This is a genomic window from Pseudomonas sp. SWRI111 (assembly GCF_014268555.1).
Classification (GTDB): domain Bacteria; phylum Pseudomonadota; class Gammaproteobacteria; order Pseudomonadales; family Pseudomonadaceae; genus Aquipseudomonas; species Aquipseudomonas hamedanensis.
This window is the reverse complement of sequence record NZ_JABWQQ010000004.1, coordinates 255,182-269,709: the sequence shown is the minus strand read 5'-3', so window position 1 is coordinate 269,709 and position 14,528 is coordinate 255,182. Positions and strand designations below refer to the sequence as shown.

Annotated in this window: 9 protein-coding genes and 1 pseudogene; 3 read left to right on the top strand and 7 right to left on the bottom strand. The window is 62.4% G+C overall.

Translation table 11 applies throughout. The features are described 5' to 3' along the window. Positions 1-31: 31 nt before the first annotated feature. The 4 genes from HU755_RS08160 to HU755_RS08145 are packed head-to-tail and all read right to left on the bottom strand — an operon-like array spanning position 32 to position 4,006. Entirely contained in the window at positions 32-1,018 is a 987-nt protein-coding gene (locus tag HU755_RS08160) for a lysylphosphatidylglycerol synthase domain-containing protein (protein WP_186546730.1), read from the bottom strand. After that, positions 1,015-2,289 carry a cardiolipin synthase ClsB gene (gene clsB, locus HU755_RS08155; RefSeq protein ID WP_186631364.1) on the bottom strand — a complete coding sequence of 425 codons (1,275 nt, stop codon included), beginning with the start codon at positions 2,287-2,289 and terminating at the stop codon, positions 1,015-1,017. The genes HU755_RS08160 and clsB overlap by 4 nt, the downstream gene beginning before the upstream one ends. Continuing rightward, positions 2,286-3,083 (bottom strand): endonuclease/exonuclease/phosphatase family protein, encoded by a 798-nt coding sequence (locus HU755_RS08150; RefSeq protein WP_186546732.1) that lies wholly within the window; start codon positions 3,081-3,083, stop codon positions 2,286-2,288. Before HU755_RS08150 ends, clsB begins: the two co-directional genes overlap by 4 nt. Further along, positions 3,080-4,006 carry a DUF72 domain-containing protein gene (locus HU755_RS08145; RefSeq protein WP_186631361.1) on the bottom strand — a complete coding sequence of 309 codons (927 nt, stop codon included), beginning with the start codon at positions 4,004-4,006 and terminating at the stop codon, positions 3,080-3,082. Before HU755_RS08145 ends, HU755_RS08150 begins: the two co-directional genes overlap by 4 nt. 307 nt (positions 4,007-4,313) lie before the next feature. Here HU755_RS08145 and HU755_RS08140 point away from each other — a divergent pair, with 307 nt between their 5' ends. Further along, positions 4,314-6,407, top strand: a complete 2,094-nt coding sequence (locus tag HU755_RS08140) for a mechanosensitive ion channel family protein (protein WP_186631358.1) — start codon at positions 4,314-4,316, stop codon at positions 6,405-6,407. Positions 6,408-6,522: 115 nt separating this feature from the next. On the opposite strand, the pseudogene HU755_RS08135 reads toward HU755_RS08140, so the two are convergent. Next, positions 6,523-10,810: pseudogene (locus HU755_RS08135) on the bottom strand (DEAD/DEAH box helicase). A gap of 277 nt (positions 10,811-11,087) precedes the next feature. On the opposite strand from HU755_RS08135, the gene HU755_RS08130 reads away from it, so the two are divergent. Both HU755_RS08130 and HU755_RS08125 read left to right on the top strand, forming a co-directional pair. Then, complete coding sequence (locus HU755_RS08130; RefSeq protein WP_186546736.1) at positions 11,088-11,972, top strand: sugar nucleotide-binding protein; 885 nt, start codon at positions 11,088-11,090, stop codon at positions 11,970-11,972. Then, complete coding sequence (locus tag HU755_RS08125) at positions 11,965-12,897, top strand: NAD-dependent epimerase/dehydratase family protein (RefSeq protein WP_186631355.1); 933 nt, start codon at positions 11,965-11,967, stop codon at positions 12,895-12,897. The genes HU755_RS08130 and HU755_RS08125 overlap by 8 nt, the downstream gene beginning before the upstream one ends. 192 nt (positions 12,898-13,089) lie before the next feature. Here HU755_RS08125 and HU755_RS08120 read toward each other — a convergent pair whose 3' ends face one another. Together HU755_RS08120 and HU755_RS08115 are read right to left on the bottom strand one after the other, a co-directional pair. Next, a complete protein-coding gene (locus HU755_RS08120) occupies positions 13,090-13,788 on the bottom strand; it encodes an OmpW family protein (RefSeq protein WP_186546738.1) in 699 nt (232 codons plus the stop codon). A gap of 221 nt (positions 13,789-14,009) precedes the next feature. Continuing rightward, positions 14,010-14,528 carry a DUF3299 domain-containing protein gene (locus HU755_RS08115; RefSeq protein ID WP_186546739.1) on the bottom strand — a complete coding sequence of 173 codons (519 nt, stop codon included), beginning with the start codon at positions 14,526-14,528 and terminating at the stop codon, positions 14,010-14,012.

Below are 14,528 nucleotides of genomic sequence, written 5' to 3'. Positions count from 1 at the left end.
CGCGATAGCTATTTCCCACTCAACAACAATCTCAGGAAGGTTTCTTCTCGATCCGTAGCGCCTTCGCCTTCGCCTCCACCACCAGATACATCACCACCGTAATCAACAACGGCAGCAGAAAGTAAATTGCCCGGTACGCCAGCAGTCCCGCCACCAGGCTGCCCCGCGATGCCTCATGCTGCAGCAGCGCCACAAACACCGCTTCGAGTACGCCCAGCCCCGCCGGAATATGGGTGATGACCCCGGCAATCGCGCTGATCAGCAGCACGCCAAGCACCAGCGGATAATCCAGCTTGCTCGGCAACAGCGTGAAGATGACCGCCGCCATCAACGACCAGTTCAACGCGCCCAGCAACAGTTGCAGCACCGCCATGCGCAGCGACGGCAGGTTGATTTCCACGCCACGAATCGTCCATTCGCGACGCTTGGAAAACTGACACGCCGCCAGGTAACCGGCGCTGATCAACAGCAACAGCACGCCCACCCACTGCAACGCATCGCTGCTCAGTTTCCAGCCCGGCGGCATGCGCACCAGACCACTGCTGAACACCACACCGGCGATGGTCATGTAGCCGAACCAATTGGTCGCCAGACTCAGGCCAAGGATCTTGGCGATGTTGCCTTTGCTCACGCCCAGCCGCGAATACAGGCGATAGCGCATGGCGATCCCGCCTACCCAGGCACTCAGGTTAAGGTTGAACGCATAGCTGATCACGCCCACCGGCAGGATCTGTTTCCAGGTCAAATCCTGACGAATGTAGGTGCGACCGATCAGGTCGAAACTGGCGTACACCAGAAAACTCAACAGCGTCACGCTCGCGGCGATGAGCAGCGTGCGCACCTTGAAATCGGCGAGGGTCTGCAGCACTTCGGCCCATTCGATGCGCGTGGCGAACATCGTCAGCAGAACGATCAGGGCGAGGAAGAACAGCAAGGTCAACGGGCGCTTCCAGCGGCTCCATTTCGAGTGGTTGGCTGGCGCCGAATCAGCGGTGGACTGTGCTTGGGTTCGGCTCATTTAAACTCTCCTCGAAAAGGCTTGAGCCGCGGTTTATGCGCCGGCAGCCAGCCGGCGATTGCCGGGAAATGCCGTAGAAAGTGGAACACCAGAAAACCCACGGTCATGTGCCAGATTCGTCCACGGGGCAGGCGCTTGGGATCCATGGCTTTGCAGTGGTTGCGGCTGAGGTCTTCGAGGCGTTCGAACAAGTGCTGATTGAATGCGCGGTCGCGGATCAGCACGTTGGCTTCCAGGTTCAGCGACAGGCTCAACGGGTCGAGATTGCTCGAGCCGACGGTGCTCCAGTCGTCATCCACCAAGGCGACTTTGCCGTGCAGGGGGCGCTCGCAATATTCATGAATCTGCACGCCCGCCTTGAGCAGGTAATCGTAAGTCATGCGCGCCGCCAGTTTGGCCACCAGCATGTCCGGCTGACCTTGCAGAATCAGCCGCACCTCAACACCCCGGCGCGCCGCGTTACGGATCTCGCGCAACAGGCGATAGCCAGGGAAGAAATAGGCGTTGGCGATGATCACGCGGCGCTTGGCTTGGCGCAGCACCTGTAAATAGACATCCTCGATATCGGTGTTGTGCTGGTCGTTGTCGCGGAATACCAGGCGTACCTGACCATCGTGTTCGCTGAACGCCATTTCTGCGCGACGCTGACGCCGACGCTGCCACCAGAACCGCGCACGTCCCGGACGGCCGCTTTGCAGCAGGGCGAAATGATGGATATCAGCGACTACTGGGCCCTGAATCTCCACGGAATAATCCTGCTTGGCTTCCGGGCCGAAATCGGCCAGGTGATCGCCGGAAAAATTGATCCCGCCAATGAACGCGATCAGGCCGTCGACCACCACGATTTTGCGATGCAAACGGCGGAACCAGTTGGTGCGGATCCCCAGATGTTTCGGCGCCGGATCGAAGATTTGCAGGTGCACGCCGGCGTCGCTCAGTGCCGTGAGGTATCCGGGGCTCAATTCGCCACAGCCGAAACCGTCGAGGCTGACCGTGGTGCGCACACCGCGCTGGGCCGCTTCGATGAGGATCTGTTGCAGCTCGGCACCGACCTTGTCTTCGAAAACGATGAACGTCTCCAGGAGAATTTCGCTCTTGGCCGCGCGCATCGCTGCGAACACCCTGGGGAAATATTCCTCGCCGTTCTCCAGCAATTGCACGCGGTTGTTGCCCTGCCATTGGTATTCGACATCAACGTGACCGGGCTCGCGAACCGGCGGGTTGAGCGGGACGGAGTCCACGGTGGATTTCTCCAGTGGCGCACTGTTCATAGTTCAATCTCCACCGATAACGGGACGTGGTCGGACAGGTGCGACCAAGGGCGGTTGGTCAGGACTTTTGGCCGGCTGGCCTTGAGGTTGCGCACGTAGATGCGATCGAGCCTGAGCGCCGGCAATCGCGCCGGAAAGCTGCGCGCCGGTTTGCCATTGTGCTCGGCGAACACTTCACGCAGGCCGCAGGGCGTGAGCTGCGCATCGGCGCGCTGGCGCCAGTCGTTGAAGTCGCCGGCGACGATGACCGGCGCGTCGGCGGGCAACTCGCCGAGACGTTGCATCAGCAACGCCAGCTGCGCGTTGCGATGGCTTTCACGCAGGCCCAGGTGCACGCAGATCGCGTGGACTTCGGCGCCGTCACCGGGCAGGCGCAGCACGCAATGCAGCAGGCCACGGTTTTCATGGCCACTGATCGACACATCGAGGTTGTCGTGGCGGATGATCTGGAATTTCGACAGCAGGGCATTGCCATGATCGCCCGCCGGGTACACCGCGTTGCGCCCGTAGGCGAACTGCGGCCAGAGGCTGTCGGCGAGGAACTCGTACTGCGGCATCGTCGGCCAGTTGTTGTAGCGCTTGGGGTGCTGCTCATGGGTGCCATGGACTTCCTGCAGAAACACCACGTCGGCGGCGACGCTGCGTACCGCTTCGCGCAGCTCAGGCAAGATGAAACGCCGATTGAGGGCGGTGAAGCCCTTGTGGGTGTTGACCGTCAGCACGGTGAAGCTGCGCACCGATGGCGCGACCACGGCGCCTTCATCGGTGAAACCGACCGGTTCGGGAATGCTCATGACAGCACTCCTTCGGCCGCGACTTGCCCCGGTGTGGTGGCAAGGTCTTTATCGAGATCGAAACGATGCAACAGGTTACGCGCGTCATAGGGCGCGCGGACCTTGATGTCGTTGTCGAAGTAGCAGAACACCTCGCGGGATTTGCGTGCGCGCGGTTTCAAACGTGGCGCAATCAAGTGTGCATCGGCGGGCTGCCGGCCGTGGTGCCAGGCATCGATACGCTCGGCCCAGCGCTTGAGCGCGTCCTCGGAATAGCCGCTGGCATAGAGTTCTTCGGCACCGTGCAGGCGCAGGTAGACAAAGTCACTGGTGAGGTCTTCGCGGTAGGGCCATTTGCCGGCGGTGTCGGCAACGACCAGGGCGGTATTGTGACGTTTGAGCAGGCGGACGAAATCCGGGTCGATGAAGCTTTCATGACGAATTTCCACGGCATGACGCAGGGGTTGCTTGCGCCACGCCTTGACGCTTGCACGGCCGGGCAAGTGTGAATCGTGCTGGCGAGCGAGGGCGGCGGCCGCCTCGGTATCGTGGGGCAATTGCGCAAGAAACTGGTCGAAGCGCTCGGCGTCGAACTTGAAGTTCGGCGGAAACTGCCAAAGGATCGGGCCGAGTTTTTCCTTGAGTTCCAGTACGCCTGAGGCAAAGAAATTGGCCAACGGTTTTTCGATTTCACGCAGGCGCCGCACATGGGTGATGAAGCGTGGGGCCTTGACGCTGAAAACGAAGTCGGCGGGTGTTTCGGCGTACCACTGGGCATAGCGTTCGGGCCGTTGCAGGGCATAGAACGATCCATTGATTTCGATGCTGTTGACGGCCCGCGAGGCGAACTGCAATTCGCGTTTCTGAGCCAGTCCTTTCGGGTAAAAATCCCCGCGCCACGGGGTGTAGCGCCAGCCTGAAATACCGATGTGAATCGTCGCCATCCCGTCCTCCTGTGGTCAGTCCTCGTGTTGCCGGTGTTTTCTGCTGACTGCGCGAGGTTCGCGAAAGTTTCGATGGCGTTACGGACGGTCGCGATTGAGCATTGCGCCTCCATCCATTGTGGGAGCGAGCCTGTTCGCGAAAGCGCACTGTCAGTAGAGAACCCCTCGACTGACCCAGCGCTTTCGCGAGCAGGCTCGCTCCCACAGCGATATGTCCCACACGAGGCATGTGTGGTGTCAATGGCTGAACTTGCCGCGCAATTACCGATCAGTTCCTTACACGGTTCAGTCACGGGAGACCGCAGTTTTGCTCAAGTTCAGGATCGCCATTGTGCTGGGAGCGCTGTTATTTCTCGGCGCCAACGAACTGGAAGCCGCGGCGTTGCCGGGTGTTCCCGCCAGCGCCGAGAAACCCGCCGAACCCGAGCCGCTGGTGCAGGGCGGTCTGCTCGGGGCGATCAGCACGAGCATTGACGATGTGCAGGACAAACTCGACCTCAACGAGCACCTCGTCGACGCCTGGCGCCTGCGCGCTGACCGTGCGGCGGACGAGGTCGACAAGCTGGTCAATCAGCCATCGAACCGCTCGGGCTGGAGCATCGCTGTCGATTTCCTCACGCTGTCGGGCGCATGGCTGGGCAGTTTTGCGCTGCTGACGGTGCTTGGCGGGCTGCTGGCCAGGCGATTGCGCGAACGTCGCTGGCTGCGCACGCGCCAGCGCAGCCAGGATCTGCTGGGTTACGTGCTGCCGTATACCGTGCCGGCACTGATCAGCCTGCCGCTGACCCTGTACGTCAGCCATTTTCTGCAAGCTTCGGTGGGGCGAGCGCTGGCGCTGTGTCTGGCGTATGCGACCAGCAGCGGGATTTTTTCCACCTCGATGTTGTTGTGCGTGGTGGTGATGTTTAACGTCGGCCACAAGCGCACGGCCGCGCGGATCATCCGTGAGTACTGCCCGCGGCCGCTGTTCCTGATCGGCTTTCTCGCCGCCCTCAGCGATGCGTTGACCAGCCCGCAGATCGCCCGGCAACTGGGCGGCAATATCACCAGTAGCATCGCCGTGTTCACCGGGCTGATTGCTTCGGTCATTTTCGGTTTGCTGGTGATTCGCCTGCGCCGTCCGGTGGCGCACCTGATCCGCAATCGTTCACTGAGCCAGCGGCTGAAACAGCCATCCTTACAGGAGTCGCTGCGGATTTTTTCCGGGCTGTGGTATTGGCCGATCGTGTTGATGGTGCTGGTGTCGGCGGTCAACCTGATCGGCATCGGCGAGGACAACCAGAAGACTCTGCGTTGCGCGCTGTTCACCACGGTCTTGCTGATCGCCACGGTGTTTCTCAGCACCGTGCTGCAGCACCTGTTCAAGTCGCGCAAGGCCGAAACGATCCAGCGCAGCAGCGCCTACAAGGAGCGTTTTCTCAGCTTGCTGCATGCGTTGTTGCGGATTGTCATCGCGATTGTCTTCATCGATATTCTCGGGCGGATCTGGGGCGTGTCGTTGCTCGACTTTGCCCAGAGCAGCACGGTCGGCCGGGCGATCAGCAATGCCTTGAGCAGCATCGGCCTGATCTTTCTGGTGACATGGCTGCTGTGGGTGGTCCTCGACACAGCGATTCAGGAGGCGCTGAAACCGCCGCTCAACAAACGCGCCGCGCGCCAGCCGAGCACGCGGGTGAAAACCATCCTGCCGTTGCTGCGCAACGCGATCAAAATCATTTTGGTGGTGATCTGCGCGATCACCACCATGGCCAACCTGGGGATCAACGTGGCGCCGCTGCTGGCCGGTGCCGGGGTGGTCGGTCTGGCGATCGGTTTCGGTTCGCAGCAATTGGTTCAGGATGTCATTACCGGGCTGTTCATTATCATCGAAGACACCCTGTCGATCGGCGACTGGGTGGTGCTCGACTCCGGGCATGCCGGCACCGTCGAAGGCCTGACCATCCGTACGCTGCGTCTGCGCGACGGTAAAGGCTTCGTACACTCGGTGCCGTTCGGCCAGATCAAGGCTGTGACCAACCAATCGCGGCAGTTTGCCTTTGCGTTTTTCTCGGTGCAGTTCACCTACGACACGGACGTGGACAAGGCCATCGAGCTGATCCGCGAGACCGGCGACTCGATTCGCGAAGACCCGTTCCTCAAGTACAACCTGCAAGGGCCGCTGGACGTGTTCGGCGTGGACAAGATGGACTTGAACGGCGTAGTCCTGACGGCGCAGTTCCGTACGGTGTCCGGTGGGCAGTATGCGGTGAGCCGGGCGTTCAATCAGCGCTTGAAGAAGCTTGTGGATAACACCCCGAACGTGCATTTTGCGCAGACTTATCCACAGCAGGTCCTTTTGCCGAAGCGGCAGCAGGAGGGGGCGGTGGTGGCGGGCGAGGTGCCGCAGGAGTCGCGGACCTGATCTGAGCGATGCGTTGGATTTTCCGGCCTCATCGCGAGCAGGCTCACTCCTACAGGGGAACGCATTCCAAAATGTAGGAGTGAGCCTGCTCGCGATAGCGGCAGAACAGACACCCTCAATGCCGGATCAATTTCCTGCCTATCTGCTCCATGGCGACTTGATCCAGCGCCACCCACACCTGCTGCTTGCCAGCAACCATCGCCGCCGCCGGAACCCCATCGCGATACACCAGCCGATTGCTCGCCAGCGCCGGCACTTTCACGCCCGGCAACAACGTCCCGGCCAGATTCAACGGATCAACCCCACACACCGCCACCAGAGCACCGTCATGCGGGCGCCGGCGCACTTCGCGCAATAACGGGATCGCCTCAGGCAGCGCAAATTGCTCACCCGCCAAACCGCTGACAAACCGCCCGCCACGAATCTCGCCCCGCGCCTCCAGCCGATGAAACGTGCGCAACAATTCGCGCCAGCTCGGCAGCCAATCCGCTTCCCGCTCCAGCAAACGCCAGAACACCACGCCGTAGCGGCGCAGCAGAGTCTTGGCGACGTGTTCAAGTGTCGCAGTCGCATCAACCGTCGAAGCTCGGCGCAGCAATGCCCAACGCCCGGCGTCGTCCATCCCGCCAATAAATGCACCGCGTCCGCGCCGGCTGCTGCGCTGTTGACGCTTGCTCGCCGGGGTAATCAACGCGCGCAGGCCGGCGAAGCTGTCGGCGTTCACCAGCCCGGCGCCGACGAGTTCCTGCAAGGCGATTTCCAGTTCGGCGCGCAGCAGGTGCGCCTCATGAACCAGCTCATCGAAAAACAATGCGCCGTGCTGACTCAATGCCTCAAAGACCTTTTGCGCTTTCGGCGACAGCTCGCTGACCGGTGTCTGCTCGGCCAACGCACGCCACGTGCCGACCTGACTGCGCGGCAACAACACAATCGGCGTACTGCGCAACGCCGTGCCGCTGCCACCCTGCCGTGCGCTGATACGCGTCCATACCAGTTTGCCGTTGCGGCACAGCTCATCCAGCCAGCTCGGCGAATAATCCTTGAGGCGTGCCGGGAGGATGTCGCTGTCCCACGCCGAAGCCGCCGCCGGATAGCCCTCGAACTGCCCGACAATCGCCGGCAACACCGCGCTGCCCTGGCCTTGCGTGGCCGGCGTCAGATGCTGCCAGTCGAACAGAAAACGCATGAAATCCTGTAGCGCCACCGGTTCGATTTCCCGGCGCAGACGTTTGACCGTGTAGCGATGGATACGCGCGAGCAGATGGCGCTCGCACCACTCTTCAACCGCACGCTTGGGCGTGAACTGGCCGCGCAAGACATAACCTTCGCGCTCCAGTCGGGCGAGGGCCTGATTGACTTGCGCGGCTGGAAGGGCAAGCGGCTCGGCGATGGCGGGCAAGGGTATCGGCCCGAAGGCGCCGAGGCGGGCGCGGATCACTTCGACTAGAGCGTCATCGAATGTCCACGCTTCGTCGAAACCGGGCAGCGCCACCGCTGCGCTCGCCAACGTCGCCTGTGGATAAAGTGCTTGCAGGCAACTCAACCGTTCGCGAGCCAGCCATAGCTGATGGTCAGGGTCTATCTGCAGCAAGCAGGCGCGCCCGCTGGCCATCAACGTTTGTAACCACTCCAGCCAACCCGCATTGGTCTGCGCTTCCGCACCGCTGACGCAGGCGAGGCTCATCAGTGCTTCGTGCATTTCGTCCACGGAATTGGGCGTCGGCCAGGCTTCTTCGCGCACCGCGCGGATAGCGTCGGCGTCCAGCGCGCCGAGGTCATCGGTCGATTGCGGATCGCTCCAGCGCCGATTGATCACGGCCTGGGTTCGGCGTTCCTCAAGCGGCGCATCATCCAGAAAGGTGTACGGCCGGGCGCTGAGAATTTCCGCCGCCAGTGGCGAGGGCGCCGGCAGGTCGCGACTGATCAGGCGCACCTCGCCACGCTCCATGCGCCGCAGCAGGGTCAGCCAGCCTTCGCAGTCCATCGCTTCGTGCAGACAATCGTCGAGGGTCTGTTCGATCAAGGGATGCTCGGGTATTTCCCGTTCGCCAGCGAGGTTTTCCAGGCAGGCAATCTGATCGGGAAACACGCTGGCGATCAGGTCTTCGCTTTTCATTCTTTGCAATTGCGGCGCGACTTTGCGCCCGCCGGTAAAGCGCGGCAGCGCCAGCGCCACCCCGGCATTCCAGCGCCAGCGCACGCCGAACAGCGGCGCATCGAGTACCGCTTGAATCAGGAGATGTTCGGCGCTGTTGCTGTGCAGGTAACGCCAGACCTCATCAAGTTCGAAACTGTGGCTGGTCGACAGCGACAGCACGATCGCGTCCTCGCTGGCGGCGGCCTGCAATTCGAAATTGAACGTGCGGCAAAAGCGCTTGCGCAGGGCCAGGCCCCAGGCGCGGTTGATGCGGCTGCCGAATGGCGTGTGGATGATCAGTTGCGTGCCGCCGGATTCGTCGAAAAACCGTTCCATCAGCAACGTGTCCTGCGAGGGCAGGGCGCCGAGGGCCTGACGGGCTCGGGCCAGATATTCGACCAATTGCTCGGCGCTGGCGAGGTTGAGTCCCAGGGTGGCGGTCAGCCAGTCGAGGGCCGGTTGCAGATTGCCAGGACTGGCGCTGAGCAACCCGTCCAGTTGCGCTTGCAGACGCGCCACGGCGGCCGACAGCTCATCACTGCGCCCCGGCGCTTCGCCGAGCCAGAACGGAATCGTCGGCGGCATGCCCTGCGCGTCCTCGACCCGCACCTTTACCGCTCTCGACGCGCAGGATGCGGTAAGAGGTATTGCCGAGCTGGAACACATCGCCGGCGATACTTTCCACGGCGAAGTCTTCGTTGACGCTGCCAATGTTCAAGCCCTGTGGTTCGAGCAGCACGCTGTAATCGGCATTGTCGGGAATCGTCCCGCCACTGGTCACTGCGGTCAGTTGCGCGCCACGCCGGCCGCGCAGGGTGCGGCTGACAGCGTCGCGGTGCAGGTAAGCACTGCGGATGCCCTGGCGGCCGTTGTAGCCCTCGGCGAGCATGCTCAGCAGCGCCTGATAATGTTTTTCGTCGAGATCGCGGTAAGGCGAGGCTTTGCGCAACATCGCCAGCAAGGCGTCTTCCGACCACTCCTGGCAACTGACCTCGGCAATGATCTGCTGCGCCAGCACGTCCAGCGGCGCCTCGGGGATGTGCAGGGTATCGAGCTCGCCACGGCGCACGCAGTCGAGCAGGGCGGCGCATTCGATCAGGTCGTCGCGGGTGGTGGCGAACAACCGGCCCTTGGGCGTGCCGCCGACCTGGTGTCCGGAACGGCCGACCCGTTGCAGGAACGCGGCAATCGAACGCGGCGAACTGATCTGACAGACCAGATCGACTTCGCCGATATCGATCCCCAGTTCCAGCGACGCGGTAGCGATCAGCACCTGCAACTCACCGCGCTTGAGCCGTTGTTCGGCATCCAGGCGAAACTCCTTGGCCAGGCTGCCGTGGTGCGCCGCCACGGCCTGCTTGCCGAGTCGTTCGCTCAGATGGCGGCTGAGGCGCTCGGCGAGGCGCCGGGTGTTGACGAATATCAGCGTGGTGCGATGCTCGCGCGCCAGTTCGGCGAGGCGGTCATACACCAACGCCCAGACATCGTTGGCCATGACTGCCGATAACGGCACGGGCGGTACTTCGATGCCGAGGTCCCGTGGGCGGGCGTGGCCGATGTCGATGATTTCGCAGGGGCGATCCTGCCCGACCAGAAACTGCGCCACGGCGGCCAACGGCTTCTGCGTTGCCGACAGGCCGATGCGCGTCAGTGGCTCGTTGCACAACGCTTGCAGCCGTTCCAGGCTCAAGGCCAAGTGACTGCCGCGTTTGCCCCCGGCCATGGCGTGGATTTCATCGATGATCACCGTGCGCGTGGTGCCGAGCATCTTGCGCCCGGATTCTGAGCCGAGCAGCACGTACAGCGACTCCGGGGTGGTCACCAGAATGTGCGGCGCGGTCTTGCGCATCGCCACGCGCTCTTTCTGCGGCGTGTCGCCCGTGCGCACGGCGGTGCTGATGGTCAACTCCGGCAGGCCCGTTTCGCGCAACTGCGCGGTGATGCCGGCGAGCGGATTTTGCAGGTTGATCTGGATGTCGTTGGACAACGCTTTCAGCGGCGAGACGTAGACCACGAGGGTTTCGGCGGGCAGGCCGTCAGGGTGTTCCAGGCCTCGGTGGACGAGGTCATCGAGCACGGCAAGGAACGCGGTCAGGGTTTTGCCCGAGCCGGTGGGCGCGGCGATCAGCGTCGAACGGCGCTGGCGGATCAACGGCCACGCGCGGGCCTGGGCGGCGGTGACCGCCGGGAAGGTATTGTTGAACCAGGCGCTGACGGCGGGGTGGAAGCCTGCCAGAGCACTGTTGGCGGGGAGGGGCAGATTCATGGCTAAAGTTATGCGGGCGGGGGCAGCAAGATGCAAGTACCGTTCGGACCCCTTCGCGAGCAGGCTCGCTCCCACCTTGGAATGCGGTCCCCTGTGGGAGCGAGCCTGCTCGCGAAGGGGGCGGTCGGGACGCTGCAAAATCCGCGGATGTACACTTTACGGATGACGGTTGCGCACTAAACCCGCAAAATGCAACGATTCCGGCAATTATCGACGACGGTTCCCCGTGCTCCGTCGCTAAAGCCATCGTTCCAATCAGACTGGGCCTGCTGACTCTATGCGAATGCGCCTTATGTTACTGGGCGGCGGAAATGCCCTTGGGCAGGCGCTGATTCGCCTCGGTGCGGAGGAAGACATCGGTTTCCTCGCCCCCCGCCCGCCCGAAAACGGCTGGGATGCCGCGAGCCTGACCCAATTGCTCGACGACACGCGTCCCGATGCGTTGATCAACCTCGCCTACTATTTCGACTGGTTCCAGGCCGAAACCGTCAGTGAAAGCCGCATGGCCGGACAGGAGCGTGCGGTCGAGCGCCTCGCCGAATTGTGCCAGCACCACAACATCATTCTCGTCCAGCCTTCGAGTTATCGGGTGTTCGACGGCTCGCGCGCCACCGCTTACAGCGAAAAAGACGAGCCCGTGCCGCTGGGGCTGCGCGGCCAGGCGTTGTGGCGGATCGAGCAAAGTGTGCGCGCGACCTGCCCGCAACATGTCCTGCTGCGTTTCGGCTGGCTGCTCGATGACAGCCCGGATGGCACCCTCGGGCGTTTTCTCGCCCGAGCCGAAAAGCCGGAAGAGTTGTTGATGGCCGACGACCGTCGCGGCAATCCGACCCCGGTCGACGACGCCGCGCGGGTGATCATTTCCGTGCTCAAGCAACTCGATTGTGCCGCGCCGCTGTGGGGCACCTATCACTACGCCGGCCACGAAGCGACCACGCCACTGGCGCTGGGCCAGGCGATTCTCACCGAAGCACGCAGCCTGCACGCACTGGCCATCGAAGCACCGACCGCGCAGGCGCACGCCGCCCGTCCGGACGCTGCCGAAGAGCCGCAACACGCCGTGCTGGCCTGCAAGAAGATTCTGCACACGTTCGGGATCAAGCCGCGCGCCTGGCGCGCCGCGCTCCCGGCCTTACTGGACAGGTTTTATCGTCATGGCTGAAGGGACTGTTTTAATCACCGGCGGAGCCGGTTTCATCGGCTCGCACCTGACCGACGCCTTGCTCGCCAAGGGCTATGCGGTGCGCGTGCTGGACGATCTGTCGACCGGCAAGCGCAGCAACCTGCCGCTGGACCATCCGAAGGTTGAACTGCGGGTCGGCGATGTCGCCGATGCCGCGCTGGTCGCGCAGGCGATGCAAGGTTGCGTTGCTGTCGCTCATCTGGCGGCCGTGGCTTCGGTGCAGGCTTCGGTGGACGATCCGGTGAGAACGCACCAGAGCAACTTCATCGGCACGCTGAATGTCTGCGAAGCCATGCGCCTGGCCGGGGTCAAACGTGTGGTCTATGCCTCCAGCGCGGCGGTGTACGGCAACAACGGCGAGGGCGAGTCGATTGACGAAGACACGCCGAAAGCACCGCTGACGCCCTATGCTTCGGACAAACTGGCCGGTGAGCATTACTTCGATTTCTATCGTCGCCAGCATGCTCTGGAACCGGCGATTTTCCGTTTCTTCAACATCTTCGGCCCACGCCAGGATCCGTCCTCGCCGTACTCGGGCGTGATCAGTATCTTCAGCGAGCGCGCGCAGAAAGGTCTGCCGATCACTGTGTTTGGCGATGGCGAGCAGACCCGCGATTTCCTCTATGTCGGGGATCTGGTCGATTTGCTGGTGCAGGCGATTGAAAAGCCTGAAGTACAGGAAGGCGCGGTGAATGTCGGCTGGAATCAGGCGATGAGTCTGAAGCAGATGCTGGGAGCGCTGGAATCGGTGGTTGGCGAGTTGCCCCCCGTGAGTTACGGGCCGGCGCGCTCGGGCGATATTCGCCATTCGCGGGCGGATAACCGGCGCTTGCTGCAACGGTTCGAAATGCCGGCCCAGACGCCTATGAGCGTGGGCTTGGCGCGGTTGTTGGGCCGAGCCTGAAAAAAACGCTCGCCCCAAAGAGCACAAATGAAAAAGGCGCCCTTCAACAGGCGCCTTTTTCACGGCCGGAATATCGCTATCCCTGTGGCGAGGGGATTTATCCCCGATCGACTGCAAAGCAGTCGTCGTCAGTTCTGTGCCTGCCCGCCACCAAGCCTCATTCACCACCACGTGAACGTTCGGCAAATCGACTTAGAACTTATAGCCCAAACCAACCATGTAGATGAACGGATCGACATCCACATTGACCCGCGCACGGGTGCCCGGGGCAACGGCATTGTTTTCGACGGTCGCACGGGTATCGATATCGATGTAGCGCACCTGGGCGTTGAGCATGATGTTGTCGGTGAGCATGTAGTCGGCGCCGACCTGCCACGCCAGGCCCCAGGAGTTTTTCGCCTTGAAGTTACTGAAGCCGTTGGCGCTCGCTTCGCTGCCGACGTGCTCGTCGTAGATCCAGGTGTAGTTGATGCCGCCGCCGACATACGGCTGGAAGGCCGACTTCGAATCCAGCGGGTAGTAAACGACACTAAGGGTTGGCGGCAGGTGTTTCAGGGTGCCGAGCTTGCCGTTGGCCGCTGGCAGGGCAGTGCCCTTGAGCTTGACGTCATGCTCGAACGGCGTGGCCGCCAGCAGTTCGATGCCGACATGGCTGGTCAGCATGTAGGCGAAGTTAAGACCCAGTTGGGTGTCGCTGCTCATGGTCGCCTTGCCGCCCAGATCGGCGCCGCGCAACGGACCCTGATCGACCTTGACGCTGGAGCTGTCGGCCTTCGGGTTGACGGTGATTGCACCGGCGCGAATGAGAATGTCACCGGCCTCGTGGGCGTGGGCGAGCGGGGCCGCGAGCGCGAGGGCAAGCAGCGAGGCGCTGAGCAAGGACTTGTTCATGGGGGCTCCGAAGGACTTGAAAAGATTCGATGTCCTAGGGTACGAAGCCGTCTGATACGGTGTTTTGACTCAGCTCAATGAAACAGTGAAGGGCTGGTTTTTTGTGGCGCCCGTGCTGGCTTTTTCGCGAGCAAGCCCGCTCCCACAGGGGAATGCATTCCAAATGTGGGAGCGGGCTTGCTCGCGAAGGCTATGGTTCAATCAACACAAAACTGCCAGGTTCACTCCGGCAGCTCATACGCATAAATCTTGTCCGCCTCCATCTGATACCCGGCATCGGCCAGCTCACTGCTCGACGCTTTCACCTGCAATGGCCCTTCAACCCAGTACGGCTGATACAGCTCATCGAGCTTCACACCGAGTTCACTTTTCACATGCACGATCTGGTTCGACGGCGGGGGCGGCACATGGATGCAGGCGCCGAAATACGGCACCAGCAAAAAGTCCGTGGTGCGCCCCTCTTCGCTGACTTCCAGCGGCACGATGTAGCCCGGAAGACGGATATTCTGGCCGTCGAGGCTCTGCACCACCGGCGCGTTCGGCATGTCCTGTTTCGCTGCCGGCGCGGCTTCGGCAGACAGCGCGTCGCCCATTTTCGACAGGTCGTGCAGCGGCGTCATGTTGGGCACTTCCGGCGCGGCGTCGGGCGGGATCATCTCCGACCAGGTCAGGTCTTTCGGTGCCGCTGCCCACACGGGCAGGGCGACCAGCATCAGCAGCGCAAGCAGGGCGCGGGGCAT